Origin of the sequence: Paraburkholderia sp. J12, assembly GCF_905220215.1 — a bacterium.
Taxonomy (GTDB): Bacteria; Pseudomonadota; Gammaproteobacteria; order Burkholderiales; family Burkholderiaceae; genus Paraburkholderia.
The window spans coordinates 1,012,770-1,037,708 of record NZ_CAJMZC010000001.1 but is presented as its reverse complement, the minus strand read 5'-3'; the positions used below and the strand labels follow the sequence as shown (position 1 = coordinate 1,037,708).

Sequence of the window (24,939 nt, the reverse complement as noted above, 5' to 3'; positions counted from 1 at the left end):
TACCTGTAGTCGTAGTGGTGCTCCGCACGAGCGGAGCGTGTGTTAAACCCTTTAACCCCGTATGGCTTTCGCATTTGAGCCGCGAACAGGCGTTCCGGCAGCAAGGCGGGTCCGGTCAGGATGACCGGTCAGGCAGTGAACCCGCGAGCGAAAACCCTGCAAATCCAGATTTTTATGTCCGACCTGCAAACCTCCACCCCGAATACCGAATCTTTCGCGGCTCTGTTCGAAGAGTCGCTGACCCGCCAGGACATGCGCGCTGGCGAAGTCATCTCCGCTGAAGTCGTGCGCGTCGACCACAACTTCGTGGTCGTGAACGCTGGCCTCAAGTCCGAGGCTTACATTCCCATCGAGGAATTCCTGAACGACCAGGGCGAAGTGGAGGTTCAGGCGGGTGATTTCGTTTCCGTCGCGATCGACGCGCTGGAAAACGGCTACGGCGACACGATCCTGTCGCGCGACAAGGCGAAGCGTCTCGCTTCGTGGCTGTCGCTGGAAAAGGCCCTCGACAACAACGAACTCGTGACCGGCACGATCACGGGCAAGGTCAAGGGCGGCATGACCGTCATGGTCAACGGCATCCGCGCGTTCCTGCCGGGTTCGCTCGTCGACACGCGTCCGGTCAAGGACACGACGCCGTACGAAGGCAAGACCCTCGAATTCCGCGTCATCAAGCTCGACCGCAAGCGTAACAACGTCGTGCTGTCGCGCCGCGCAGTGATCGAAGCCACGCAAGGCGAAGAGCGCGCGAAGCTGCTCGAAACGCTGAAGGAAGGTGCGATCGTCAACGGCGTGGTCAAGAACATCACCGACTACGGCGCGTTCGTGGACCTCGGCGGCATCGACGGCCTGCTGCACATCACCGACATCGCATGGCGTCGCGTGCGTCACCCGAGCGAAGTGCTGTCGGTTGGCCAGGAAGTCACCGCGAAGATCCTCAAGTTCGACCAGGAAAAGAACCGCGTTTCGCTCGGTATCAAGCAACTGGGCGACGATCCGTGGGAAGGCATCTCGCGCCGTTACCCGTCGGGCACGCGCCTGTTCGGCAAGGTCACGAACATCACCGACTACGGCGCGTTCGTCGAAGTCGAATCGGGCATCGAAGGCCTGGTTCACGTGTCGGAAATGGACTGGACCAACAAGAACGTTGCTCCGTCGAAGGTTGTCCAGCTGGGCGACGAAGTCGAAGTCATGGTCCTCGAGATCGACGAAGACCGCCGCCGCATCTCGCTCGGCATGAAGCAATGCAAGCCGAATCCGTGGGATGACTTCAGCCGCAACTTCAAGAAGGGCGACAAGCTGCAAGGCGCGATCAAGTCGATCACCGACTTCGGCGTGTTCATCGGTCTGCCCGGCGGCATCGACGGCCTCGTTCACCTTTCGGACCTGTCGTGGTCGGAAACGGGCGAAGAAGCCGTGCGCAAGTACAAGAAGGGCGACGAAGTCGAGGCTGTGGTTCTGGGCATCGACGTCGAGAAGGAACGCATCTCGCTCGGCATCAAGCAACTCGAAGGCGACCCGTTCAGCAACTTCGTTGCGGTGAACGACAAGGGTTCGATCGTCGACGGCGTGGTGAAGTCGGTGGACGCGAAGGGTGCAGTCGTGACGCTGAACGCCGATGTCGAAGGCTACCTGCGTGCTTCGGAAATCGCGCAAGACCGCGTGGAAGATGCTCGCAACGTGCTGAAGGAAGGCGACAAGGTCAACGCGATGATCATCAACATCGATCGCAAGTCGCGTGGCATCAACCTGTCGATCAAGGCGAAGGATTCGGCCGAGACGCAGGAAGCGCTGCGCAGCATGTCGTCGGACACGGGTTCGGCCGCCACCGGCACGACCAACCTCGGCGCGCTGCTGAAGGCCAAGCTCGACGGCCAGAACCAGTAAGCCTCAAACGGGGGCAAGCTGAAGTATGACCAAATCTGAATTGGTCGCGCAGCTGGCTACGCGATTTCCGCAACTTGTGCTCAAGGATGCGGATTTCGCGGTCAAGACGATGCTCGATGCGATGTCTGAGGCGCTGGCCAGAGGCCATCGTATCGAAATTCGCGGCTTCGGCAGCTTCGGCCTGAATCGCCGGCCGTCGCGCGTCGGACGCAACCCGAAGTCGGGTGAAAAGGTGCTGGTGCCCGAGAAGTTCGTGCCGCACTTCAAGCCGGGCAAGGAGTTGCGCGAGCGCGTGGACCGGCGCTCGGGCGAGCCGCTGAAAGCAGACGAGCCGGACGACGATCTGTAAGCGTTCCCAGGAATGTTTGCGGTCGTCGGCGGTCAATGCCAGATGGCCAGTTGGCCAGATATAAGGACCGGAAAAGCGCCGGGGGTAACGACCCCAGGCGCTTTTTTTATGCCGTTTCCCGGCTGTAGTCATCGCAGAAGCGCAGGGAGTTGCGCCTCGCGGGCCATAGCGCACGTGCCGGGTTGCAGGCCATTCATTTACAATACGGGTCACTTCGGCACGGCTCGTGCTGCGGCGCAGCATGGCGGCCCGCGCCGGCGCCTTCTTCGCAACTGCCAAGAGACTCTTTCATGAGATTGATTGCCTGGGTGATCCGTGTGCTGGTGTTCGTGTTGCTGCTGGTGCTTGCACTGGGGAACACGGATCCCGCAACGCTGCACTTCCTGGCCGGCTATTCGTGGCAGGCTCCCCTTATTCTGATCGGCCTCGCGTTCTTCGTGGTCGGGCTGCTGGCCGGCCTGCTTTCGGCGCTGCCGGGTATTTTCCGGCTGCGCATGGAAAATGGGCGCCTGAAGCGCGACCTGCGCAGCGCGCGCGAAACGCCAGCGCCAGTGGTCGAGCCGCCGCTGCCGCCGCTTATCTGATCCGACTGTCCGGCCGCGCGCGTCACACCGCGCGGCTCGTTATTCCGCTCACACCGTCGACCGCATGGATCTCGATTTCTGGTGGCTGCTCGTCATTCCGGTTGCGTTCGCACTCGGCTGGATGGCATCGCGCTACGACCTCAAGGCGCTCCTTTCTGAGAGCGCCAATTTGCCGCGTTCGTATTTCCGCGGCTTGAACTTCCTGCTCAACGAACAGCCCGACAAGGCCATCGACGCGTTCATCGAAGTCGCCAAGCTCGACCCCGAAACAGTCGAACTGCACTTCGCGCTCGGCAACCTGTTCCGCCGCCGCGGCGAGACCGACCGCGCGATCCGCGTGCACCAGAACCTGCTTTCGCGTCCGGACCTGCCCGTGAACGAGCGCGACCATGCGCTCTACGAACTCGGCCAGGATTACCTGAAGGCGGGCATGCTCGACCGCGCGGAAGAGACCTTCGTTTCGCTGCAGTCCGGCGATTATGCGCAGGGCGCCCAGCGCGCGCTGCTCACGATCTACGGGATCGAGAAGGACTGGAACCGCTCGATCGATACCGCGCGCCAGCTCGAAACCATGGGCGCAGGCTCGCTCGACGTCGAGATCGCCCAGTTCCACTGCGAACTCGCACAGGAAGCGCTGCAGCAAAAGCGGCCCGACGAGGCACGGCGCCAGCTCTCGCTCGCGCTCAAGGCGAATCCGCAGAACGTGCGCGCCACGATCCTCGCGGGCGATGTCGATGCCGCGGGCGGCGACTGGGAGGCGGCGCTTGCCCAGTGGCGCCGCGTGGAGGAGCAGAATCCGGCCTACCTGCCGCTCGTGGCCGAGAAGGTCATGAAGGCCTGCGAGTCGCTCGGCCGCGCCGAAGAGGGCGCACAGCTCCTTACCGGCTGGGTGGATGCCTATCCGTCGAACGATCTGCTCGACGTGGCCTACAAATATGTCGCGGCGCTGCGCGGCGCCGACGCGGCGCATGCGCTCGCGCGCACGCAGATGCAGAAGTCGCCGAATCTCGCCGGCATGTCGCGCCTGCTCGAAGCCCAGCAGGCGAGCGCCGAGGAGCCGCGCCGCAGCGAACTCGAACTGATGCGTACGCTCTTGCAGCAGCGCACCAAAAATCTGCCACGTTATACATGCCAGAATTGCGGCTTCCGGGCTCGCCTCTTCTACTGGCAATGCCCGGGGTGCAGCGGCTGGGAAACCTACGCGCCGCGTCGCGTCGAGCCGATCCCGGCGTCGAGCTGAGCGGCGCGCGGCGCCCGCCGCGCGTGGCCGGCCAGGCGGCCGGCAGCACGCCGCAAGCGAGGCGCCGCGCTGCGACCACTACAGAGAATCTTCACCGGAGCGCGTATGAAAATCACCATTGTCGGTACCGGCTACGTTGGCCTCGTCACCGGGGCGTGCCTTGCCGAGATCGGTCACGACGTGTTCTGTCTCGACGTCGATCCCCGCAAGATCGACATCCTGAACGGCGGCGGCGTGCCCATCCACGAACCGGGTCTGCTCGAACTCATCGCGCGCAATCGTGCCGCGGGCCGCATCACCTTTTCGACCGATATCGCCGCGAGCGTGGAGCACGGCGACGTGCAGTTCATCGCTGTCGGCACACCGCCCGACGAGGATGGCTCCGCCGACCTCCAGTACGTGCTGGAAGCGGCGCGCAGCATCGGCCGCTACATGAACGGCTTCAAGGTCGTCGTCGACAAGTCGACGGTGCCGGTAGGCACCGCGCAGCGCGTGCGCGCCGTGCTCGACGAAGAGCTTGGCAAGCGCGGCCTCGGCAGTAGCGCGCAGCATCGCTACTCGGTTGTCTCGAACCCCGAGTTCCTGAAGGAAGGCGCGGCCGTCGAGGACTTCATGCGGCCGGACCGCATCATCATCGGCATCGACGAGGACGAGAACGGCCAGGTCGCGCGCGAGAAGATGAAGCGCCTTTATGCGCCCTTCAACCGCAATCACGAACGCACGATCTACATGGACGTGCGCTCGGCCGAATTCACGAAGTACGCCGCGAACGCCATGCTCGCCACGCGCATTTCGTTCATGAACGAAATGGCGAATCTCGCCGACCGTGTGGGCGCCGATATCGAATCGGTGCGGCGCGGCATCGGCTCCGATCCGCGCATCGGCTATCACTTCCTCTATGCCGGCTGCGGCTACGGCGGCTCGTGCTTTCCGAAGGACGTGCAGGCGCTCATCCGCACGGCTGCGGAGTCGGGCCAGAACCTGCGCATTCTCGAAGCCGTCGAGGACGTGAACCACGCGCAGAAGGAAGTGCTGGTGCGCAAGATCGCGGGCGTGTTCGGCGACGACCTGAGCGGCCGGCGCTTCGCGGTCTGGGGCCTCGCGTTCAAGCCCAATACCGACGACATGCGCGAGGCGTCGAGCCGCCGCCTGATCGCCGAGCTGCTGGCGCGCGGCGCCGCGGTCACCGCTTACGACCCGGTGGCGACCGAAGAAGCGCGCCGCGTGTTCGCACTCGATCTCGCGCACGTGCCCGAGTTGCTCGCGCGCCTGACTTTCGCGGCGAGCCCGGACGACGCGGTCGTCGGCGCCGACGCGCTCGTGATCGTCACCGAATGGACGGCGTTCAAGGCCCCGGACTTCGCGCACCTGAAGTCGGTGCTCAAGTCGCCGCAGATTTTCGACGGACGCAATCTCTACGAGCCGGACGCGATGGCGGAACTCGGCATTGACTATCACTCGATCGGACGCCCCCATGTCAAGCTCGCAACCGACACAGCTTCCTCTGTCTGATTCCGCGCTGTCGGGCGCGAGCGCGGCGTTGCCGGGCAGCGCCACGCTCGCGCCGGCCGTCGAGCACGTGCCGCGCGAGCGTTTCGGCACCGCGCGCGTGCTGGTGGTGGGCGACGTGATGCTCGATCGCTACTGGTTCGGCGACGTCAACCGCATTTCGCCCGAAGCGCCCGTGCCGGTCGTGCACGTGCAGCGCCAGGAAGATCGACTGGGCGGCGCGGCGAACGTCGCGCGCAATGCGGCGGCGCTCGGCGCGCAGGCGGGTCTGCTTTGCGTGGTCGGCCACGACGAGCCGGGCGAGCGCATCGTCGAGCTGCTCGGCGAGAGCGGCGTCAACGCCTACCTCGAGCGCGATCCCGCGCTGCCCACCACGATCAAGCTGCGCGTGCTCTCGCGCCAGCAGCAGCTGCTGCGCGTGGACTTCGAGAACACGCCCGCGCACGAAGTGCTGCTCTCGGGCCTCGCGCGCTTCGATGCGCTGTTGCCTTCGCACGACGTGATCCTCATGTCCGACTACGCGAAGGGCGGCCTCACGCACGTCACGCAGATGATCGCGAAGGCGCGCGCGGCGGGCAAGGCGGTGCTCGTCGACCCCAAGGGCGACGACTGGGAGCGCTATCGCGGCGCGAGCGTCATCACGCCGAATCGCGCCGAGCTGCGCGAAGTGGTGGGTACCTGGAAGTCCGAAGAAGATCTGCTCGCGCGCGTGACGAAGCTGCGCCGCGAGTTGCAGGTCGACGCGCTGCTGCTCACGCGCTCGGAGGAGGGCATGACGCTCTTCGCCGAGGACGGCGTGCTGCACGCGCCGGCTGTCGCACGCGAAGTGTATGATGTGTCGGGCGCGGGCGACACCGTGATCGCCTCGATCGCCGTGGCGCTGGGCGCGGGCCTGCCGCTCGTGCAGGGTGTGGTGATCGCCAATCGCGCGGCCGGCATCGTGGTCGGCAAGCTCGGCACGGCCACCGTCGAATACGACGAACTCTTTCCATGACGCTTCGCGCCGGTCCGCCGTCGCCGGTGCGACGGCGCGGTCCGCGCGGGGCGCGCCTCTCCTTCATTGCAGGCACACCATGACTCTCATCGTGACCGGCGCGGCCGGCTTTATCGGCAGCAACCTCGTCAAGGCGCTCAACGAGCGCGGCGAAGACCGCATCATCGCCGTCGACAACCTCACGCGCGCCGACAAGTTCAAGAATCTCGTCGATTGCGAAATCGACGACTATCTCGACAAGACCGAGTTCGTCGAGCGTTTCGCGCGCGGCGACTTCGGCAAGGTGCGCGCCGTGTTCCACGAGGGCGCCTGTTCGGACACGATGGAGACCGACGGCCGCTACATGATGGACAACAACTTCCGCTATAGCCGTGCGGTGCTCGACGCCTGCCTCGCGCAGCGCACGCAGTTCCTGTACGCGTCGTCGGCGGCGATCTACGGCGGCTCGACCCGCTTCGTCGAAGACCGCGAGGTGGAAGCGCCGCTGAACGTCTATGGCTATTCGAAGTTCCTGTTCGACCAGGTGATCCGCCGCGTGCTGCCCACGGCGCAGAGCCAGATCGCGGGCTTCCGCTATTTCAACGTCTATGGTCCGCGCGAGACGCACAAGGGCCGCATGGCGTCGGTGGCGTTCCACAACTTCAACCAGTTCCGCGCCGAAGGCCGCGTGAAGCTCTTCGGCGAATACAACGGTTATGCGCCGGGCGAACAGACGCGCGATTTCGTTTCGGTCGAGGACGTCGTGAAGGTCAACCTGTTCTTCTTCGATCACCCCGAGAAGACCGGCATCTTCAATCTGGGCAGCGGGCGCGCACAGCCGTTCAACGACATCGCGAGCAGCGTGGTCAACACGCTGCGTGCGCTGGAAGGCAAGACGCCGCTCACGCTCGACGAGCAGGTCCAGCACGGCCTGATCGAGTACATCCCGTTCCCCGACGCACTGCGCGGCAAGTACCAGTGCTTCACCCAGGCCGATCAGACGAAGCTGCGCGCGGCGGGCTACGACGCGCCGTTCCTCACGGTGCAGGAAGGGGTCGATCGCTACGTGCGTTGGCTGTCTGGCCAGGTGTAATTCGCATCGCCGACTTCTTAAACTGGACTCTCACTGCCGGCGATGGTCGTCGGCAGGTCGTTTCAAGGGAGATCCAGCATGATCCGGAAACTACTCGCGGCGTGGCTCGTCTTTGCCGCATGCGGCCACGCGTTCGCGGCGGTCGATGTCAACACGGCCAATGAAGACGCACTGCGCGGCATCAAGGGCATTGGGTCCGCACGCGCGAAGGCCATTCTCGACGAGCGCGGTGCGCACGGGCCGTTCAAGGACGCCGCCGACCTCGGCAAGCGCGTGAAGGGCATGGGCGGCCATACCGTCGAACGTTTGCAGGCCGAAGGATTGTCGGTCGGGCCTGCGAATGGCGCGACAGGTGGGGCGACAGGCGGCCACGGTAACGAGCCAGCCACCGCCCAGGCTTCGAAGACTGCGCCGGGCGCAGCGACCGGCCAGGCAGCGGCTGTAACGGTCAAGAAGTAGAGGCCGCCTCCTCAATCGATCACCGTCTCCTTCAGGTGCCGCCCTTGCAGTCTCACGCGGCGGCTTGCCTCCCGCGGCCGGGGCCTTCAGCCTTGTCGCGGGCTTTTTGCGTGGTGTGGTAGTGGTCGCGCCGCCCCGCTTGCAGCAAGGGTTCCCCAGCGCCGGGGCGCCGCGTGGTTTAGAATCGACAGACCACGTCTATCGCGCCTTGCCTCGCGCAGTGCGCCTGAAAGCAACCCGTCATGCCCTACAAGACCATTGAAGACACGATCGGCAACACGCCGCTTGTGCAGCTCGTCCGCCTGCCGGACGACGAAATCCGCGCGCGCAACAACGTCATTCTGGCCAAGCTGGAAGGCAACAATCCGGCCGGCTCGGTGAAGGACCGCCCGGCGCTCTCGATGATCCGCAAGGCGGAAGAGCGCGGCCGTATCAAGCCTGGCGATACGCTCATCGAGGCCACGAGCGGCAATACCGGCATTGCGCTGGCCATGGCCGCGGCGATCCGCGGCTACAAGATGCTGCTCATCATGCCCGAGGACCTGTCGGTCGAGCGTCGTCAGAGCATGGCCGCATACGGCGCCCAGATCCTCCTCACGCCGGTCAAGGGCGGCATGGAGTACGCGCGCGACCTCGCCGAGCAGATGCAGCGCGACGGCAAGGGCATCATCCTCGACCAGTTCGCCAACCCGGACAATCCGCTCGCGCACTACGAGGCCACCGGCCCGGAAATCTGGCGCGACACCGAGGGCCGCATCACGCACTTCGTTTCGTCGATGGGGACGACGGGCACGATCATGGGCACGTCGCAGTATCTGAAGGAAAAGAATCCGGCCATCGAGATCGTCGGTGCGCAGCCGGAAGAGGGCTCGCGCATTCCCGGTATCCGCAAGTGGCCCGAAGCGTATCTGCCGAAGATCTTCGATCGCAGCCGCGTGGATCGCGTCGAGAACGTGAGCCAGGCCGCCGCCGAAGCGATGGCGCGGCGTCTCGCCTCGGTCGAGGGCATGTTCGCGGGGATTTCCTCGGGCGGCGCCTGCGAAGTGGCGATGCGCCTTGCACGCCAGGTCGAGAATGCGACGATCGTGTTTATCGTCTGCGATCGCGGCGACCGTTATCTCTCGACGGGCGTGTTTCCGGCCTGAGGGGTTTGAGCGGGGGCAGGCGGGGCACAGTGTGCGCCGCCTCCCTGAGTGAAGCGCAGGGCTACTGCTGGCCGGCAGGCGCAGCAGGAATACCCGGGGCGGCAGAGGTGCCGGGGTTGCCGGGCGAGCCCACGCCGGGCTGCGTTGCCAGCATCTGCGCCTTCACCCGCATGCCCAGCTGATACACCGCGAGTGCATAGAAGAAGCTGCGGTTGTAGCGCGTCAGCACATAGAAGTTCTTCAGGCCCAGCATGTACTCGGTGGGACGTCCGGGCGTCGGCAGATCGATGACCGTGACGGGCGTGCCCGCTTCGGCCGCGATATCCACGCCGGGTTCGTTCAGCACGAGCCCAGAGCGCAGCAACTGCGCGAGCGGCCAATGCGGCTCCGGCTGCCCGTCGGCGGCGGCCTGCGCAATGCCCTGGCTGCCCGGATCGCCGGCTATCTTCCACACCACCGGTCGTCCCGTTTCCCAGCCGTTTTCCTTCAGATAGTTGGCGACGCTGCCGATCGCATCGGCCGGGCTCGTGCGCAGGTCGATGCGGTTGTTGCCGTCGAAGTCCACGGCGTACTGCACGATGCTGCTCGGCAGGAACTGCGGAATGCCGATTGCGCCCGTGTAGGAGCCGAGCACCGTCGTGGGGTCGATCTGCGCGTCGCGCGTCCACACCAGATAGTCCTCGAGATTCTTGCGGAACGTGGCTTCGCGCTCGGCGCGGTTCGGCGTGTTCGGGTAGTCGAAGGCGAGCGTCGTGATCGCGTCGAGCACGCGGAAGTTGCCCATGTAGCGCCCGTAGATCGTCTCGACGCCGATGATGCCGACGATCACTTCGGGCGGCACGCCGAACTGGTCGGCGGCGCGCTGCAGCGTCGCCTGGTTTTCGCGCCAGAACTTCACGCCCGCGTTGATGCGCACGGTGTCGAGAAAGCGCGCCTGGTAGACGCGCCAGTTCTTGATGCCCGGCGTCGGCGAGGGCGTGACGAGCTTCACCGCCGTCGCCGAATAACTCACGTTCGAGAACAGCGTGTGGAGCGTGTTCGGGTCGAAGTCGTAGCGTGCCACCATGTCGTTGATGAACGCATCGACATTGGGGTTGTTCGCATAGCGCTGCGGGACGATTTCCTCTTCGAACGTCTGACCCTGCGGCGCAGGGGTTTGCGGCTGAGCCTGCGCGACGGTGAGCGGCGCCTGGCGCGCGGGCGCCACTGGCTGCGCCGTCTGCGCGTGCGCGGTGCCGGCCCACAACGGCAGTGCGGCGCCGAGTGCGAAGGCGAGAGTCGTGATGCGCAGGCGGCCGGGTGCAGACAGAGCGGACTTGAGCGTCATGGGAAGCGGAGTGGTCTAGGGTCTAAGGCGGGGTGAGGAGGCAATCCGGGGCAGTATACCCGAGCACTTCGCCCGGGCAGACCCCCTGGCATGGGCGGCGTTGCGTGCCGGCACGGCGCGGAGGGATGGGGCCGCTGTGGTAACGTGCCGCTGTACGCGCGCTTTTCCGGTGCGCCCCAAGGATGGAGACACGCGGCGACGCGCACGCCGCGGGATGCACGACACATGACGACCGGATTCTTTTCGCACCCAGACTGTCTGCGGCACGAGATGGGCGAGTGGCATCCCGAATGCCCGGCGCGCCTGCAGGCGATCGAGGACCAGTTGATCGCAAGCCGGATCGACACGCTGATCGAGCGTGACGAATCCGCGCCGCTGGCCGACGAAGCCGCGCTCCTGCGCGTGCACACCCAGGCGCACATCGACTTCCTGCGCAACCTCTCGCCGAAAGAGGGCTACGCGGCGATCGACCCCGATACCTCGATGAATCCGCATACGTGGCAGGCCGCGCTGCGCGCCGCGGGCGCGGCGATCGCCGCCACCGACGCCGTGATCGCGGGCCGCTACGAAAACGCGTTCTGCAGCATCCGGCCGCCGGGCCATCATGCGGAACCTGCGCGCGCGATGGGCTTTTGCTTCTTCAACAATGTCGCGATTGCGGCACGGCATGCGCTGGAAGCGCATGGCCTCGAGCGCGTCGCGATCGTCGACTTCGATGTGCATCACGGCAACGGCACGGAGGCCGCGTTCGCGGGCGACTCGCGTGTGCTGATGTGCAGCTTTTTCCAGCATCCGTTCTATCCGTTCTCGGGTACGGAGCATCCCATGCCGAACATGGTGAACGTGCCCATTGCTGCGCGCACGAAAGGCATGGAAGTGCGCGAGGCCATCGACCTGCTGTGGCTGCCGCGGCTCGAAGCGTTCAAGCCCCAGATGCTGTTCGTCTCGGCGGGCTTCGATGCGCATCGCGAAGACGATCTCGGCAACATGGGGCTCGTCGAGGACGATTTCGCCTGGATCACGGAGCAGGTGCGGGCAGTGGCGCAGCGTCATGCGAAGGGGCGCATCGTGAGCTGTCTCGAAGGCGGCTACAACCTCTCGGCGTTGGGCCGCAGCGTGGTGGCGCATCTGCGTGCGCTCGCCGATATTTGACGTCGTGCGTAGGGAGGTCGTGCGGTGTGAGTCTGAAATCGCAGCCCGAAATCGCGCCTGAAGGAGATCGCGCATGAGCGCTCAACCGTCTACGTCGGCCACCGAGGCCGGCACTCCGCTTCTCGATGTGACGCACGATGCCTGGGGCGTGCCCGGTGTCGTGCGCGTCACGCTGAACCGGCCCGACGCCTTTAACGCGCTCTCCGAATCGCTCATCGACGCCTTGTTGGAACAACTCGCGGCGCTGGCGAAATCGCCGGCGCGCGTTGTCGTGATCGCGGGCGCCGGGCGTGCGTTCTGCGCGGGCCACGATCTCAAGGAGATGCGCGCGGCGCCGTCGCGCGAGTACTACACGCAGCTTTTCGCGCGTTGCTCGAAGATGATGCTGACGATCCAGAAGATGCCGCAGCCCGTGATCGCGCGCGTGCACGGCGTGGCGACGGCGGCGGGCTGCCAGCTGGTGGCGATGTGCGACCTCGCCGTTGCTGCCGATACGGCGCGCTTCGCAGTATCGGGCATCAACCTCGGTCTCTTCTGTTCGACGCCCGCGGTGCCGCTCACGCGCAACGTGTCGCGCAAGGCAGCGTTCGAGATGCTGATGACGGGCGAGTTCATCGACGCCGCCGCCGCGCAGCGCGAGGGCCTCGTGAATCGCGTGGTGGCCGCGGACGAGCTCGATGCGCAAGTCGCTGCGCTCGCCGCGAGCATCTGCGCCAAGCCGCGCGAGGCCGTGGAGGCCGGCAAGGGTCTCTTCTACCGGCAGCTCGAAATGGGCATCGAGGCCGCGTATCAACTGGCGGGCCAGACGATGGCCTGCAACATGATGACGGACCCCGCGCTCGACGGTGTGGAGGCGTTCATCGAGCGCCGCGGGGCGAAGTAGGACTCGTCAGCAGGCCTTTCTCAATGCGTCGCGCCGGGACAGCGCGCGCCGATCCAGTCGAGCAACGCGCCGATCACCCGTTCGCGTTCGAGATCGTTCAGCGTCTCGTGGTAATTCCCTTCGTAGAGCGTGAGCGTGCGGTCGGGCGAGCCGACGTGAGCGCCGAATGCGCGGCTGCCGTCGGGCTCGGTGAGCTTGTCCGCCGTGCCGTGCCAGACGAGCACCGGCAGACGCAGATTCGCGCGGCCTTCTTCGATGCGACGCATCGCGTCGAGCAGCTCGGCGCCCGTGCGCGCGGGAATCGCGCCGTGGTGGACAAGCGGGTCGGCACGATTCGCTTCGACGATGCGCGTGTCGCGGGCGAGCAGGGCGGCATCGATCTTCATCGCAGGAAAACCTGGCCAGACTGCGCTGACCACGCGGCTTGCGGCAATCATCCAGGCGGGCACGTCGCGCCCCGGGGCGAGTGCCGGGCTCGACAGCAGAAGGCCGGCGAGCGGCACGCCGCTTTGCGGCGCGCGCTCGATCGCGTAGAGCGCGGCGATCGCGCCGCCCATGCTGTGGCCCATCAGGAAAAGCGGCGTGCCACGCGCGGCGCACACGGCGCCTACGTGGGCCACGAGCGCCTGCGCATCGGCCAGGTATTCGTCGAAGCGGTTGATCCACGCGCGGCGGCCGCTCGCATGGCCGTGGCCGCGCAGGTCGATGGCATAGACGTCGATGCCGGCGGCGTTCATGGCTGCCGCGAAGGCCGCATAGCGGCCCGCGTGTTCGGCAAGCCCGTGCAGCAGGGCGATGGCGGCGCGCGGCGCAGCGGCGCCGGTGCCCGTGTCAGTTGCGCGCCAGACGTACAGCGGCAGCGTCGCGCCGTCGGGCGTGGTGAGCGTCGAGGTTTCGGGATCCACCGTCGGCACGGCAGGCCGTGCGGTGGCGTCGAACGGCTGGGTCGTCTCCATGGCTCTCCTCCTTTCTTGTGGTTTCCGCTATGCCCGGCAGCGCCGACATGCGCTGGCCGATCATAGCCGCCCGGCACGCCCACCAGCGCCGCAGCGACCCTCTAATGCAACTGGGTTATGAAAATATCGGAATTGATTATTAAAAGGAATTTCGCCCGCCAGGGTAAAATCCTGGGCTGAATCCAGTCCAGCAACGGCGGCTGTCAGCCTGCGCCCAGCATGTCCGGCCGGTCCATGCGACCCCGGACGCGCGGAGCGCGGCGCATCCGCCGTTTCGTTTTTTTCCATGATCGAAATACGCAACGTGTCACAGCGTTTTGCCGGCCCGCAAGGCTGGATCGAAGCGCTGCACAACGTCAACCTGACCGTCCCGCCGGGCGAAGTGTTCGGCATCATCGGGCGCAGCGGCGCGGGCAAGAGCACGCTCGTGCGCACCATCAACCTGCTCACGCGGCCCACCGAAGGCGACATCGTCGTCAACGGGCGCACGCTCACGTCGCTGTCGGCCGCCGCGCTGCGCGAGGCGCGCCGCGAGATCGGCATGATCTTCCAGCACTTCAACCTGCTCTCGTCGCGCACGGTGTTCGACAACGTCGCGCTGCCGCTCGAGCTGGCCGGCATGAAGCGCGCGCAGATCGAGGAGACGGTGCTGCCGCTGCTCGAACTCGTAGGCCTCTCGGCGCAGAAGGACCGTTATCCCTCGCAGATCAGCGGCGGCCAGAAGCAGCGCGTGGGCATTGCGCGCGCGCTGGCGAGCAAGCCGAAGGTGCTGCTTTCGGACGAGGCCACCTCGGCGCTCGATCCCGAAACCACGCGCGCGATTCTCGACCTGCTGCGCAAGATCAATCGCGAACTGAACCTGACCATCGTGATGATCACGCACCAGATGGAGGTCATCAAACAGGTCTGCGACCGCGTGGCTGTGCTCGATGCGGGCCGCGTCGTCGAAGCGGGTCCCGTGATCGACGTGTTCCTGCAGCCGCGTCACGACGTGACGCGCGCGCTGCTCGGCGACGTGATCGCCCAGGAGCTGCCGCCCGCGCTCAAGGTGCGCGTGGCCGAGAGGCTTGCGAAGGGCAGCGGCCATCTGCTGCGTCTCGCGTTCACGGGAACGGGCGTCGATCAGCCGGTGCTCTCGGAAACGATCCGCCGCTTCGAGCTCGATTTCAACATCCTGCATGGCCAGATCGACGAGATTCAGGGGCAGGCGTTCGGCTCGCTCGCGGTGCTCGCGGGCGGCGATCCGGTGAAGGTGGCGCAGGCCATTACCTGGCTGCGCGAGCAGGGTGTCGTGGTGGAGGAGCTGTCCCATGTGGAGTGAAATGTTCGACATGTTCGTCCAGTCGTTCTGGGAAACGCTCGTCATGGTGGGCATCTCGGGACTCGTGGGCGCGGCGATCGGCCTGCCGCTCGGCGTGCTGCTCTATCTGACCGATCGCGACGGCGTGCTGCAGAACCTCGCGCTCAATCGCGTGATGGGCGTGGTCGTGAACGCCGTGCGTTCCACGCCGTTCATCATCTTGCTCGTCGCCGTGATTCCCTTTACGCGCCTCGTCGTGGGTTCGTCGATCGGCACGGCTGCTGCCGTCGTGCCGCTCACCATCGCGGCTGCGCCGTTCATCGCGCGCCTCGTCGAAACGGCGCTGCGCGAAGTCGATCGCGGCCTGATCGAAGCGGCGCAGGCGATGGGCGCGAGCACGCGCCAGATCGTCTTCAAGGTGCTGCTGCCCGAGTCGCTGCCGGGCGTCGTGGCGGGGCTTACGATCACGTTCATCTCGCTCGTCGGTTATTCGGCGATGGCGGGTGCGATCGGCGGCGGGGGACTGGGCGACCTCGGCATCCGCTACGGCTATCAGCGTTTCGAACCCGAGGTGATGCTGATCGTGGTCGTGATCCTGATCGTGTTCGTGCAGCTCGTGCAATCGTTCGGCGACTGGCTCGTGCGGCGCTTGAGTCACAAATAAGCCGCAAACAAGCCGCGCTTTTCCAATAACAGAACTCAAGACCAGGGGTAGGCATGCAACGTCGTTTCATGATCCGGCTGGCCGTCGCACTCGGCGCGGCTTCGCTCTTCACTTCGTTCGGCGCGCAGGCGGACGAGACCATCAAGGTGGGCGTGACGGGCGGCCCGCACGAGCAGGTGATGGAAGTGGTGAAGCAGGTGGCGGCGAAGCACGGCCTCGCGATCCAGATCGTCGAGTTCTCGGACTACGTGCAGCCGAACGCGGCGCTCGCAAGCGGCGATCTCGACGCCAACAGCTACCAGCATCAGCCGTATCTGGACGCGCAGGTGAAGGACCGCGGCTACAAGCTCATCAAGATCGCGGATACGGTGACGTTTCCGATGGGCATCTACTCGAAGAAGGTGAAGTCGCTCGCGCAACTGCAGCCGGGCGCGAAGATCGCGGTGCCCAATGATCCGACGAATGGCGGCCGTGCTCTGCTGTTGCTGCAGAAGCAGGGCCTCATCAAGCTGCGTGCCGATGCCGGTTTGAAGGCGACGCCGCTCGACATCGTGGAAAACCCCAGGAAGCTGAAGATCGTCGAGCTGGATGCGGCGCAGATCCCGCGCTCGCTCGACGACGTCGATGCGGCCGCGATCAACACGAATTTCGCCATGCAGGCCGGCCTCAAGCCGAAGCAGGACGCGATCGCAATCGAAGACCCGAAGAGCCCGTACGTGAATATCCTCGCGATCCGCGAAGCCGACCGCAACAAGCCTTGGGTGGCGAAGCTCGTGGCGGCTTACCACTCGCCGGAGGTCAAGCAGTACATCGACAGCCAGTTCGGCGGCGCGGTCATCGCTTCCTGGTGAGGCGACACGCTATAGAATGCAGGATTAGAGAAGTCAGTCGGCGCCCGGGCTTGAAGCCCGGGTTTTTTAGGCCGTAAAATCGCACGATCGTTCGCTATTGTGGCTACCGCGCCCACAGCGCAGTTCGTGAAAAGTGCCGGCGGCAGAGGCGCGCCGTGATGCCCTCGCTATAATGTCCGCCAGGTTGACGTATTCGTAACTTCGGAGCATGTGAATGAAAGTCCTTGTGCCAGTCAAGCGCGTAGTCGATTACAACGTGAAAGTCCGCGTGAAGTCGGACGGTACGGGTGTCGATATCGCCAACGTCAAGATGTCGATGAATCCGTTCGATGAAATCGCCGTGGAAGAAGCGGTGCGCCTGAAGGAAGCCGGCGTGGCGACGGAAGTGATCGCCGTGTCCGCCGGTTTCGCGCAGGCGCAGGAAACGCTGCGCACGGCGCTCGCCATCGGCGCGGACCGCGCGATCCTGATCGAGTCGAACGAAGACCTGCAGCCGCTGGCTGTCGCGAAGCTGCTCAAGGCGCTCGTCGACAAGGAACAGCCGCAACTGGTCATCCTCGGCAAGCAGGCCATCGACGACGATTCGAACCAGACCGGCCAGATGCTCGCCGCGCTCGCGAATCTGCCGCAGGCGACGTTCGCTTCGAAGGTCGTGGTGGCCGACGGCAAGGCTACCGTGTCGCGTGAAGTCGATGGCGGCGCGGAAACCCTGTCGCTCACGCTCCCGGCCGTGGTCACGACCGACCTGCGTCTGAACGAGCCGCGCTACGTGACGCTGCCCAACATCATGAAGGCGAAGAAGAAGCCGCTGGAGACGATCAAGCCCGAGGACCTCGGTGTGGACGTCACGCCGCGTCTGAAGACGCTGAAGGTGGCCGAGCCGCCGAAGCGTTCGGCTGGCGTGAAGGTGCCGGACGTGAAGACGCTGGTGGAAAAGCTGAAGACCGAAGCGAAGGTCATCTAAGGGTTGAGGGAAAGAGACATGACGATTCTGGTGATTGCCGAACACGACAACGCGTCCGTGAAGGCCGCAACGTTGAACACCGTGGCCGCCGCGCACGCAGTTGGCAAACTCGTCGGCGGCGATGTGCACGTGCTGGTCGCGGGCCACAACGCGCAGGGTGCAGCCGACGCCGCTGCGAAGATCGCAGGTGTGGCGAAGGTGCTGCTGGCCGATGCGCCGCAGCTCGAAGCGGGTCTGGCTGAAAACGTCGAAGCGACGGTTGTCGCGATTGCAAAGAACTACTCGCACATCCTCGCCCCGGCTACGGCAGCAGGCAAGAACGTTGCCCCGCGTATTGCCGCGAAGCTGGATGTGGCGCAGATCTCGGACATCACGGCCGTGGATTCGCCCGATACGTTCGAGCGTCCGATCTATGCGGGCAACGCCATCGCTACGGTGCAGTCGGCTGACCCGATCAAGGTGATCACGGTCCGTACGACGGGCTTCGACGCCGTGGCGGCCGAGGGTGGCAGCGCAGCGGTCGAGAAGATCGAAGCGGCAGCCGACAGCGGCCTCTCGCAGTTCGTGAGCCGCGAAGTGACGAAGCTGGACCGTCCGGAGCTGACGTCGGCTTCGATCATCGTTTCGGGCGGCCGTGGCCTCGGCAGCGGCGAGAACTACACGAAGGTGCTGGAGCCGCTGGCCGACAAGCTGAACGCGGCACTGGGCGCTTCGCGCGCCGCTGTGGACGCGGGTTATGTGCCGAACGACTTCCAGGTCGGGCAGACCGGCAAGATCGTTGCACCGCAGCTGTACGTGGCGGTGGGCATCTCGGGTGCGATCCAGCATCTGGCCGGCATGAAGGACTCGAAGGTGATCGTGGCGATCAACAAGGACGAGGAAGCGCCGATCTTCGGCGTGGCCGATTACGGTCTCGTGGGCGATCTGTTCACGCTCGTGCCGGAGCTGGTCAAGGAACTCGGCTGATCGACGAAACCCGCCGCGCAGGTTGCGGCAGGCGAGAGAAGGGGCGCTGCGGCGCCCCTTTTTTTATGGCCGGATTCTGGTCGAATGATGGCCGAATACGTCGCGCGGGCCCAAATGAAAATCGGCGCCCCGAGGGGCGCCGATTTTGGCTGGTTAATACTGCCTTGCGTATCTATACGGTGGCAGCGGCGGACGCCGCTTACGCGTAAGCGGGCCGGTGTTCGCCCTGCGTTTCGCCGAGATAGCGGAACACGGAAAGATCGTCGGCCTTGATGGCGGGCTTCTTGCCCGAGATGAGGTCGGCGAGCAGTTGGCCCGAACCGCACGACATCGTCCAGCCGAGCGTGCCGTGCCCCGTGTTGAGGAACAGGTTCGAGATCGGCGTGCGGCCCACCACGGGCGTGCCGTCCGGCGTCATCGGGCGCAGGCCGGTCCAGAAGGTGGCCTTGGTGGTATCGCCGCCGCCCGGGAACAGGTCGTTTACGCACATTTCGAGCGTTTCGCGGCGCGCCTCGCGCAGCGTCTTGTCGAAGCCGACGATCTCCGCCATGCCGCCTACGCGGATGCGGTTGTCGAAGCGCGTGATCGCGATCTTGTACGTTTCGTCGAGCACGGTCGAAACCGGCGCGGCGTCGGCGTTCACGATCGGCGCGGTGATCGAGTAGCCCTTGAGCGGATAAACCGGAATCTTCACGAGGCCCGCGAGCATCTTCGTCGAGAACGAGCCGAGCGCGACCACGAAAGCGTCGGCGCGCACGAGTTCGCTGCCGCACTGCACGCCGGCAATGCGCTCGCCCGTGACGGCGAGGCCGTCGATGGGCGTGTTGTAGCGGAACTTCACGCCCAGTTCCTCGGCCATGGCGGCGAGGCGCGTGGTGAAGAGCTGGCAGTCGCCGGTTTCGTCGCCCGGCAGGCGCAGGCCGCCCGTGAGCTTGTGCGAGACCGCGGCGAGCGCCGGTTCGGCGCGCTCGAGCTCGGCGGCGGTGAGCAGCTCGTAGGGGACGTTCGCGTCCTTGAGCACGGCGATGTCCTTCTGGGCGCCGTCGAACTGCTGCTGCGTGCGGAACACCTGGAGCGTGCCGCCCGTGCGGCCTTCGTACTGAATGCCGGTGTCGGCGCGCAGGGCCTGCAGGCAGTCGCGGCTGTATTCGGCGAGGCGCACCATGCGGCCCTTGTTGAGCGCATAGCGTTCGGCCGTGCAGTTCTGCAGCATCTGCCACATCCACTGCAGCTGGAACTTCGTGCCGTCTAGGCGGATGGCGAGCGGCGCATGCTTTTCGAACATCCACTTGACCGCCTTGAGCGGCACGCCCGGCGCCGCCCACGGCGCGGCATAGCCCGGCGAGATCTGGCCGGCATTGGCGAAGCTGGTTTCGAGCGCGGGGCCGGCTTCACGGTCGATGACCGTAACCTCGTGGCCCGCACGCGCCAGATACCAGGCGCTGGCCACCCCGACCACACCACTGCCCAAGATGACGACTCGCATAGCTGCTGCTCCAATAGGTATTGTTGACGCTACGCCGCCTGGATCGAGGGACCGGGGACCGCCTGTGCGCCCACCTGCGGCTTGCAGGGCGGGTGAAACAGGAAAAAACACGGTTTGTGCAGTGTAGCTAGTGTTATTAGCTATGCTATTGTTGTACGTCTAGATTTTGTTATTGTATTTCTCCAATATTCAGGAAAAAATCATGAGAACGCAGCGCCAGCCGGTCCGTGCGCTCGACCGCCTCGATCACCGCATCCTCAAGCTGCTTCAGGAGGACGGGCGCATGGCGATGAAAGACCTCGCCGAGCAGGTGGGGCTGTCGGTCACGCCGTGCATCGAGCGGGTGAAACGCATGGAGCGCGACGGCGTCATCATGGGGTACTACGCCCGCGTGAACCCGTCCGTGCTCGGTGCGGCGCTGCTGGTATTCGTCGAGATCACGCTCGACCACAAGAGCGGCAATATGTTCGAGCAGTTCCGCCGCGAGGTGCAGAAGATTCCCGAGGTGCTCGAATGCCATCTCGTGTCGGGCGACTTCGACTATCTGATCAAGGCGCGCATCGGCGAGATGGCCGACTACCGCAAGCTGCTCGGCGACATCCTGCTGCAACTGCCCGGCGCGGTGCAGTCGAAGAGCTATGTGGTCATGGAAGAGATCAAGGAAACGCTGACGATTGCCGTGGGCGAGTGAGGGCCCGGCAGCGCCCGCGCGGACCGAGGGCCGAGCGAGCGCGTGAGGGCGAGACGGCCCCGTTTTTCGGACTCGACAATGCGCCTCGATACTGTATATTTATACAGTATCGAGGCGCATTTTTTCATCCCACAGTGAACGACCCAGACCGCGAGCCGATCGACGATGCCGAGGCGTGGCAGCCCATCGCGCCGCCCGCACTCCGCAAGGGGCGCGGCGCGGTCACGAACCTGCAAGGGCGCTACGAAGTGGATCAGCGCGAGGCATTCGACGACGGCTGGCAGCATCCCGACGACGAAGAGGAGAGCGTTGCCCCCGCGCTGCGCACGCAGGTGTTCGAAGAGCGCGCGAAAAGCATTCTCACGCGCAACCAGTCGCCGGATATTCCGTTCAGCGTTTCGCTCAATCCCTATCGCGGTTGCGAGCACGGCTGCATCTACTGCTTCGCGCGCCCCACGCACAGTTATCTGGGCCTCTCGCCGGGGCTCGATTTCGAGAGCCGCCTTTATGCGAAGGTCAACGCGCCCGAACTGCTCGCGCGCGAACTGGCGAAGCCGTCCTACGAGCCCGAGCCCATCGCGCTCGGCGTGAACACCGACGCGTGGCAGCCCGTGGAGCGCGAGCTGCGCATCACGCGTGGCGTGATCGAGGTGCTGGCCGGGCGCGGGCATCCGTTCGCGGCCATCACCAAGTCGTCGCTGATCGAGCGCGACCTCGATCTGCTCGTGCCGATGGCGCAGCGCAACCAGTTCATGGCGGCGATCACGATCACGACGCTCGACGCCGATATCGCCCGCACGCTCGAACCGCGCGCGGCGAGCCCGTTGCGGCGGCTGCGCACGATCCGCACGCTCGCCGAGGCCGGTATTCCCGTGGGCGTGAGCATCGCCCCGGTGATTCCCTTCGTGACCGAGCCGGACATGGAGCGCGTGCTGGAAGCCTGCGCCGAGGCGGGGGCGTCGAGCGCGAGTTATATCGTGCTGCGCCTGCCGTGGGAGGTCGCGCCGTTGTTCCATGAATGGCTGGCGGCGCATTTTCCGCAGCGCGCGGAGCGCGTGATGAGCCGCGTGCGCGACATGCGTGGCGGCAAGGATTACGACGCGTCGTTTTCGCAGCGCATGAAAGGCACGGGTCTGTGGGCCGACCTGCTCAAGCAGCGCTTTCACAAGGCCGTGCGACGGCTCGGCTTGAACGAGCGGCGGCACGGCATTCTCGACATGTCGGCGTTCGTGAGCGCGAAAGTCGTGCGCGAGAAGCCGCAGCTCGATCTCTTCTAGGCCGGTTTCGCGGCCTTCGGCGCTATCACTGGGAGAGGGCCTTGGCGGCTTCGACCTGCGACTCGAAGTAGGTCTGGAACGAGAGCGCGAGACCCGTCATCAGCAGGAAGGCGCCGATCAGCAGCGAGAAGATCACGACGAAGATGACCGTCCAGCCCGAGCGGCTCGCGCGGCCGGTTTGCGCGTTGAACTGCGCGTCCCACTTCGCGTCGGGGCGCAAGCCGTAGACGATCGCCGCGAGAAACGCGGAGAACAGCGACACCGCGCCGATCACCGCAAGCCCCCAGCCGGGCACCGAGGCGCGCTCGGTGGCGACGAGCAGCAGCACGCCGGGAATGCCGAGCAGCGTGCCGAAAACGTGCGCCCAGCCCCAGAAGTCACGCGGGCCGTACAGATAGAAGCGATGGGCGCCGAGGCTGCCGAAGAAGAACGCGAGCGCGGCGGTGAGTGTCTTGGAGCGAAAGCGCGTGGGAGCGGTGGCGGTAGACATGGGCGGGCGAAAGTCGCGGTGCGCGGATTCATGAAGGCCGTCACGGCGGCGGCCGTCGGGCATTGTACGTCGCGCGGCGCGCCCCGGGCAGCGCTGTATGGCTATGCTGGAAAGCGGCCGCGGTGAATGTTCGCACGCCGTCTAGGGCTGCGTCCAGGTCACGCGGTAGATCGCACCCGCGTAGTCGTCGCTGATGAGGAGCGATCCGTCGGGGAGCAGCTGGACGTCGTCGGGGCGGCCCCATTCGGTGTCGTCGGGGTTGAGCCAGCCTTGTGCGAATACCTCCTGATGGACGTTCGTGCCGTCCGGATTCGCGGTGATCCGCACCACGCGGTAGCCCACTTTCTTGCTGCGGTTCCAGGAGCCGTGCTCGGCGATGAAGATGCTGTTGCGGTATTCGGGCGGAAACATCGTGCCGGTATAGAAGCGCATGCCGAGCGAGGCGACGTGCGCGCCCAGCTTCGCGACGGGTGGCGTGAAGTCGCCGCACGGGTGCCCCGCGCCGAACTCGGGATCGGCCACGTCGCCGCCGTGGCAATACGGGAAGCCGAAGTCGAGACCCACGTGGGCGAGGCGGTTGAGCTTGTCGTCGGGGACGTCGTCGCCCATGAGGTCGCGGCCGTTGTCGGTGAACCACAGTTCGTGCGTTTGCGGATGCCAGGCGAAACCCACCGTGTTGCGCACGCCGCGCGCGATGGTTTCGTAGTGGCTGCCGTCCGGATCCATGCGGCCGATCATGGCGTAGCGCGTGCGCTGCGGGTCGTTGGCCGGCAGACAGACGTTGCAGGGCGCACCCTGTGGCACGTAGAGCTTGCCGTCCGGGCCGAAGGCGATGAATTTCCAGCCGTGATGGCGGTCGGCGGGCAGCGTGTTCGTCACCACGACGGCTTTAGGCGGGTTGTCGAGATGGGTGTCGATGGCGTCGTAGCGCAGGATCGACGAAACCGCGGAGACGTAGAGCGAACCGTCGCGCCAGGCCACCCCGACCGGCATCTCCAGCCCCGAGGCGATCACGTGTTTGCGCACGAGCTTGCCGTCGCGCAGCTCCAGCGCGTAGACGTGGCCGTCCATGCTGCCGAGGTACAGGACGCCTTTTGGCGAGAGCGCCATTTCGCGGGCGGCGGGGACGTCGTCCGAGAGCACTTCGATGTGAAAGCCCGGGGGCAGCTGGATACGCTCGATGGGGAGCGCCGCACGGGCGAGCGGGGCGGCGAGTGTGGCGAACGCGAGGAGGACAGCGACAACGATCCTGTACCAATAAGGGGGCCGGGCCCGTGTCCGGCAACAACCCTTCCCGGCGCGCCGCCGCACCTGTCCCAAAAGCCGCGGCAACAAGGTGCAAGCCCGCGCCACGCGGCCCTGTGCCGTCTTTTGCGCTACCGGTCGATCGCCATTCATCGCACCGCCCCTTCCAGATTTCCAGTTAAGTGTTTGTTATGGCTTTGGTTTCGGGCTATAATCGCATGTTTCAGTGTTTCTGAACCCCGGTTTTCAAGGATTCTAGTATGGTCATCATCCGTCTGGCACGCGGCGGCTCGAAGAAGCGCCCGTTCTACAACATCGTCGCAACCGACTCGCGCAACCGTCGCGACGGCCGTTTCATCGAGCGCGTGGGTTTCTACAACCCGGTCGCTACGAAGGGCGAAACGCTGCGTATCGCGCAAGATCGCGTGACGTACTGGCAAGGCGTGGGCGCACAGCTGTCGCCGGCCGTCGAGCGTCTCGTGAAGGAATCGCAAAAGGCAACGCCCGCTGCTTAAGCCTCTGGCTTGAGTCGTGGTGCGCGTCTTTTGTCGATTTTGGGTCGATTGTCTGTTTTTAGCCGTATGTGCGCGAGTGTGATCCGTGTGCATGGGGCGTGGCTGCACGAACGGGCTGTGAGGTTCGCCGATGCATGACGACCCGAAAGCCGGTTTGCCGCCGGCACAAGCTCCGGCGGCCGACAAGCCGCGCCAGAGCGCGGCCGTCGAGGCCGAGGGCGCAGCCGGCCGTCGTGCCGCACCGTCGTTCGGCGCGTTCGTGCGCAAGCCTGCGCGCGAGAGCGCCGTAGGTGCGCCGAAAGCCGTGGCGCAGAGCGTCGAAGGCCTGCGCCCCGAAACCGAGGCGAGTTTTCCTGTCGACGCCGTCGAAGTCGGCGCCGTGATCGAAGCCTATGGCCTCAAGGGCTGGGTGAAGGTTGCCCCGCACGCGCAAGGCGGCAGCGCCTTGCTGGCGGCGAAGCGCTGGTGGCTCCTCAAGGGCCGCGGCGGTCGCGAAATCCAGCAGCGTCAGTCCACGCAGTGCATTGCCGCAAAGGTGCACGGCGACAGCGTCGTCGCGCAGCTGGCGGGCGTGGACGACCGCGACGCCGCTGAGCGGCTGCGTGGTTCGCGCATTTACGTGAGCCGTGCCGATTTTCCTGCCCTGAAGGCCGACGAGTATTACTGGGTCGATCTGATGGGTCTGGATGTCGTCAACGAGGCGGGCGTCGAACTCGGCAAGGTCGCCGACCTGATCGACAACAGCGCGCAGTCGGTCTTGCGCGTCGAGTATCCCTCGACAGGCAAGGACGGCCAGCCCGCCACCGGTGAACGGTTGATCCCGTTCGTCGGCGTGTACGTCAAAACGGTGGACCTGGCGGCGAAGCGTATCGTCGTCGATTGGGAAGCCGATTACTGAGCGCGTGCTGGTGTTGCCGCGCTCATACCTGATTC

At 65.5% G+C, this 24,939-nt stretch carries 25 protein-coding genes; 20 read left to right on the top strand and 5 right to left on the bottom strand.

Annotated elements, in window-relative coordinates; all coding sequences use genetic code 11:
• Positions 1–156 precede the first annotated feature (156 nt).
• The 9 genes from rpsA (at position 157) to cysM (ending at position 9,239) form a co-directional block, all read left to right on the top strand.
• On the top strand, positions 157–1,887 hold the full coding sequence (rpsA, locus tag U5760_RS04865; protein ID WP_322010048.1) for a 30S ribosomal protein S1: 1,731 nt from the start codon (positions 157–159) through the stop codon (positions 1,885–1,887).
• A 25-nt stretch (positions 1,888–1,912) separates the two neighbouring features.
• Complete coding sequence (locus tag U5760_RS04860; RefSeq protein WP_322009954.1) at positions 1,913–2,236, top strand: integration host factor subunit beta; 324 nt, start codon at positions 1,913–1,915, stop codon at positions 2,234–2,236.
• A 290-nt stretch (positions 2,237–2,526) separates the two neighbouring features.
• Entirely contained in the window at positions 2,527–2,820 is a 294-nt protein-coding gene (locus U5760_RS04855) for a LapA family protein (RefSeq protein ID WP_322009953.1), read from the top strand.
• Positions 2,821–2,884: 64 nt separating this feature from the next.
• Complete coding sequence (gene lapB / locus U5760_RS04850; protein ID WP_322009952.1) at positions 2,885–4,060, top strand: lipopolysaccharide assembly protein LapB; 1,176 nt, start codon at positions 2,885–2,887, stop codon at positions 4,058–4,060.
• A 105-nt stretch (positions 4,061–4,165) separates the two neighbouring features.
• A complete protein-coding gene (locus U5760_RS04845; protein ID WP_322009951.1) occupies positions 4,166–5,572 on the top strand; it encodes a UDP-glucose/GDP-mannose dehydrogenase family protein in 1,407 nt (468 codons plus the stop codon).
• The gene (gene rfaE1, locus U5760_RS04840; protein ID WP_322009950.1) at positions 5,535–6,563 is read left to right on the top strand and encodes a D-glycero-beta-D-manno-heptose-7-phosphate kinase; all 1,029 of its coding nucleotides are present in this window, start codon (positions 5,535–5,537) and stop codon (positions 6,561–6,563) included. Before U5760_RS04845 ends, rfaE1 begins: the two co-directional genes overlap by 38 nt.
• Positions 6,564–6,642: 79 nt before the next feature.
• On the top strand, positions 6,643–7,635 hold the full coding sequence (rfaD, locus tag U5760_RS04835; RefSeq protein ID WP_322009947.1) for an ADP-glyceromanno-heptose 6-epimerase: 993 nt from the start codon (positions 6,643–6,645) through the stop codon (positions 7,633–7,635).
• A gap of 78 nt (positions 7,636–7,713) precedes the next feature.
• On the top strand, positions 7,714–8,094 hold the full coding sequence (locus tag U5760_RS04830) for a ComEA family DNA-binding protein (RefSeq protein ID WP_322009945.1): 381 nt from the start codon (positions 7,714–7,716) through the stop codon (positions 8,092–8,094).
• A 242-nt stretch (positions 8,095–8,336) separates the two neighbouring features.
• The gene (gene cysM / locus U5760_RS04825; protein ID WP_322009944.1) at positions 8,337–9,239 is read left to right on the top strand and encodes a cysteine synthase CysM; all 903 of its coding nucleotides are present in this window, start codon (positions 8,337–8,339) and stop codon (positions 9,237–9,239) included.
• Between the two features lie 61 nt (positions 9,240–9,300).
• Here cysM and mltB read toward each other — a convergent pair whose 3' ends face one another.
• The gene (gene mltB / locus U5760_RS04820) at positions 9,301–10,566 is read right to left on the bottom strand and encodes a lytic murein transglycosylase B (protein ID WP_322009943.1); all 1,266 of its coding nucleotides are present in this window, start codon (positions 10,564–10,566) and stop codon (positions 9,301–9,303) included.
• 225 nt (positions 10,567–10,791) lie between these two features.
• Between mltB and U5760_RS04815 the strand changes: the two genes are divergently transcribed.
• Positions 10,792–11,718 (top strand): histone deacetylase family protein, encoded by a 927-nt coding sequence (locus U5760_RS04815; protein WP_322009942.1) that lies wholly within the window; start codon positions 10,792–10,794, stop codon positions 11,716–11,718.
• A 73-nt stretch (positions 11,719–11,791) separates the two neighbouring features.
• The gene (locus U5760_RS04810; protein ID WP_322009940.1) at positions 11,792–12,601 is read left to right on the top strand and encodes an enoyl-CoA hydratase; all 810 of its coding nucleotides are present in this window, start codon (positions 11,792–11,794) and stop codon (positions 12,599–12,601) included.
• A gap of 20 nt (positions 12,602–12,621) precedes the next feature.
• On the opposite strand, the gene U5760_RS04805 is transcribed toward U5760_RS04810, so the two are convergent.
• Entirely contained in the window at positions 12,622–13,557 is a 936-nt protein-coding gene (locus U5760_RS04805; protein WP_322009938.1) for an alpha/beta hydrolase, read from the bottom strand.
• A 286-nt stretch (positions 13,558–13,843) separates the two neighbouring features.
• Between U5760_RS04805 and U5760_RS04800 the strand changes: the two genes are divergently transcribed.
• The 5 genes from U5760_RS04800 (at position 13,844) to U5760_RS04780 (ending at position 18,302) form a co-directional block, all read left to right on the top strand.
• Positions 13,844–14,878, top strand: coding sequence for a methionine ABC transporter ATP-binding protein (locus tag U5760_RS04800; protein ID WP_322009936.1), 1,035 nt, complete (start codon positions 13,844–13,846; stop codon positions 14,876–14,878).
• Positions 14,868–15,521: a methionine ABC transporter permease gene (locus U5760_RS04795; RefSeq protein ID WP_322009934.1), complete on the top strand. Its 654-nt coding sequence runs from the start codon at positions 14,868–14,870 to the stop codon at positions 15,519–15,521. The genes U5760_RS04800 and U5760_RS04795 overlap by 11 nt, the downstream gene beginning before the upstream one ends.
• Before the next feature lie 53 nt (positions 15,522–15,574).
• Positions 15,575–16,372, top strand: coding sequence for a MetQ/NlpA family ABC transporter substrate-binding protein (locus tag U5760_RS04790; RefSeq protein WP_322009932.1), 798 nt, complete (start codon positions 15,575–15,577; stop codon positions 16,370–16,372).
• Positions 16,373–16,586: 214 nt separating this feature from the next.
• A complete protein-coding gene (locus U5760_RS04785) occupies positions 16,587–17,336 on the top strand; it encodes an electron transfer flavoprotein subunit beta/FixA family protein (RefSeq protein WP_322009930.1) in 750 nt (249 codons plus the stop codon).
• Between the two features lie 18 nt (positions 17,337–17,354).
• Complete coding sequence (locus tag U5760_RS04780) at positions 17,355–18,302, top strand: electron transfer flavoprotein subunit alpha/FixB family protein (protein WP_322009929.1); 948 nt, start codon at positions 17,355–17,357, stop codon at positions 18,300–18,302.
• Between the two features lie 199 nt (positions 18,303–18,501).
• On the opposite strand, the gene U5760_RS04775 is transcribed toward U5760_RS04780, so the two are convergent.
• Positions 18,502–19,788 carry a D-amino acid dehydrogenase gene (locus U5760_RS04775; RefSeq protein ID WP_322009926.1) on the bottom strand — a complete coding sequence of 429 codons (1,287 nt, stop codon included), beginning with the start codon at positions 19,786–19,788 and terminating at the stop codon, positions 18,502–18,504.
• A gap of 202 nt (positions 19,789–19,990) precedes the next feature.
• Here U5760_RS04775 and U5760_RS04770 point away from each other — a divergent pair, with 202 nt between their 5' ends.
• Complete coding sequence (locus U5760_RS04770; protein ID WP_322009925.1) at positions 19,991–20,479, top strand: Lrp/AsnC ligand binding domain-containing protein; 489 nt, start codon at positions 19,991–19,993, stop codon at positions 20,477–20,479.
• Positions 20,480–20,613: 134 nt separating this feature from the next.
• A complete protein-coding gene (locus U5760_RS04765) occupies positions 20,614–21,756 on the top strand; it encodes a PA0069 family radical SAM protein (protein WP_415914033.1) in 1,143 nt (380 codons plus the stop codon).
• A gap of 25 nt (positions 21,757–21,781) precedes the next feature.
• Here the strand turns inward: U5760_RS04765 and U5760_RS04760 are convergent, their stop codons facing one another.
• A complete protein-coding gene (locus U5760_RS04760) occupies positions 21,782–22,246 on the bottom strand; it encodes a TM2 domain-containing protein (protein ID WP_322009924.1) in 465 nt (154 codons plus the stop codon).
• A 141-nt stretch (positions 22,247–22,387) separates the two neighbouring features.
• Positions 22,388–23,644, bottom strand: coding sequence for a PQQ-dependent sugar dehydrogenase (locus U5760_RS04755; RefSeq protein ID WP_322009923.1), 1,257 nt, complete (start codon positions 23,642–23,644; stop codon positions 22,388–22,390).
• Between the two features lie 107 nt (positions 23,645–23,751).
• On the opposite strand from U5760_RS04755, the gene rpsP reads away from it, so the two are divergent.
• Entirely contained in the window at positions 23,752–24,006 is a 255-nt protein-coding gene (rpsP, locus tag U5760_RS04750) for a 30S ribosomal protein S16 (RefSeq protein ID WP_027795319.1), read from the top strand.
• Positions 24,007–24,136: 130 nt separating this feature from the next.
• Positions 24,137–24,904: a ribosome maturation factor RimM gene (gene rimM / locus U5760_RS04745; protein WP_322009921.1), complete on the top strand. Its 768-nt coding sequence runs from the start codon at positions 24,137–24,139 to the stop codon at positions 24,902–24,904.
• Positions 24,905–24,939 lie beyond the last annotated feature (35 nt).

Bases quoted from the DNA above. Each gene is read 5' to 3' on its own strand.
- rimM (WP_322009921.1), top strand. From the start codon at position 24,137: ATGCATGACGACCCGAAAGCCGGTTTGCCGCCGGCACAAGCTCCGGCG.
- U5760_RS04755 (WP_322009923.1), bottom strand. From the start codon at position 23,644: ATGAATGGCGATCGACCGGTAGCGCAAAAGACGGCACAGGGCCGCGTG.
- mltB (WP_322009943.1), bottom strand. From the start codon at position 10,566: ATGACGCTCAAGTCCGCTCTGTCTGCACCCGGCCGCCTGCGCATCACG.
- U5760_RS04860 (WP_322009954.1), top strand. From the start codon at position 1,913: ATGACCAAATCTGAATTGGTCGCGCAGCTGGCTACGCGATTTCCGCAA.
- rfaE1 (WP_322009950.1), top strand. From the start codon at position 5,535: ATGTCAAGCTCGCAACCGACACAGCTTCCTCTGTCTGATTCCGCGCTG.
- U5760_RS04855 (WP_322009953.1), top strand. From the start codon at position 2,527: ATGAGATTGATTGCCTGGGTGATCCGTGTGCTGGTGTTCGTGTTGCTG.
- U5760_RS04780 (WP_322009929.1), top strand. From the start codon at position 17,355: ATGACGATTCTGGTGATTGCCGAACACGACAACGCGTCCGTGAAGGCC.
- U5760_RS04785 (WP_322009930.1), top strand. From the start codon at position 16,587: ATGAAAGTCCTTGTGCCAGTCAAGCGCGTAGTCGATTACAACGTGAAA.
- U5760_RS04775 (WP_322009926.1), bottom strand. From the start codon at position 19,788: ATGCGAGTCGTCATCTTGGGCAGTGGTGTGGTCGGGGTGGCCAGCGCC.
- U5760_RS04845 (WP_322009951.1), top strand. From the start codon at position 4,166: ATGAAAATCACCATTGTCGGTACCGGCTACGTTGGCCTCGTCACCGGG.
- U5760_RS04795 (WP_322009934.1), top strand. From the start codon at position 14,868: ATGTGGAGTGAAATGTTCGACATGTTCGTCCAGTCGTTCTGGGAAACG.
- rfaD (WP_322009947.1), top strand. From the start codon at position 6,643: ATGACTCTCATCGTGACCGGCGCGGCCGGCTTTATCGGCAGCAACCTC.
- lapB (WP_322009952.1), top strand. From the start codon at position 2,885: ATGGATCTCGATTTCTGGTGGCTGCTCGTCATTCCGGTTGCGTTCGCA.
- rpsP (WP_027795319.1), top strand. From the start codon at position 23,752: ATGGTCATCATCCGTCTGGCACGCGGCGGCTCGAAGAAGCGCCCGTTC.
- U5760_RS04760 (WP_322009924.1), bottom strand. From the start codon at position 22,246: ATGTCTACCGCCACCGCTCCCACGCGCTTTCGCTCCAAGACACTCACC.
- cysM (WP_322009944.1), top strand. From the start codon at position 8,337: ATGCCCTACAAGACCATTGAAGACACGATCGGCAACACGCCGCTTGTG.
- U5760_RS04790 (WP_322009932.1), top strand. From the start codon at position 15,575: ATGCAACGTCGTTTCATGATCCGGCTGGCCGTCGCACTCGGCGCGGCT.
- U5760_RS04810 (WP_322009940.1), top strand. From the start codon at position 11,792: ATGAGCGCTCAACCGTCTACGTCGGCCACCGAGGCCGGCACTCCGCTT.
- U5760_RS04815 (WP_322009942.1), top strand. From the start codon at position 10,792: ATGACGACCGGATTCTTTTCGCACCCAGACTGTCTGCGGCACGAGATG.
- U5760_RS04770 (WP_322009925.1), top strand. From the start codon at position 19,991: ATGAGAACGCAGCGCCAGCCGGTCCGTGCGCTCGACCGCCTCGATCAC.
- U5760_RS04805 (WP_322009938.1), bottom strand. From the start codon at position 13,557: ATGGAGACGACCCAGCCGTTCGACGCCACCGCACGGCCTGCCGTGCCG.
- U5760_RS04800 (WP_322009936.1), top strand. From the start codon at position 13,844: ATGATCGAAATACGCAACGTGTCACAGCGTTTTGCCGGCCCGCAAGGC.
- U5760_RS04830 (WP_322009945.1), top strand. From the start codon at position 7,714: ATGATCCGGAAACTACTCGCGGCGTGGCTCGTCTTTGCCGCATGCGGC.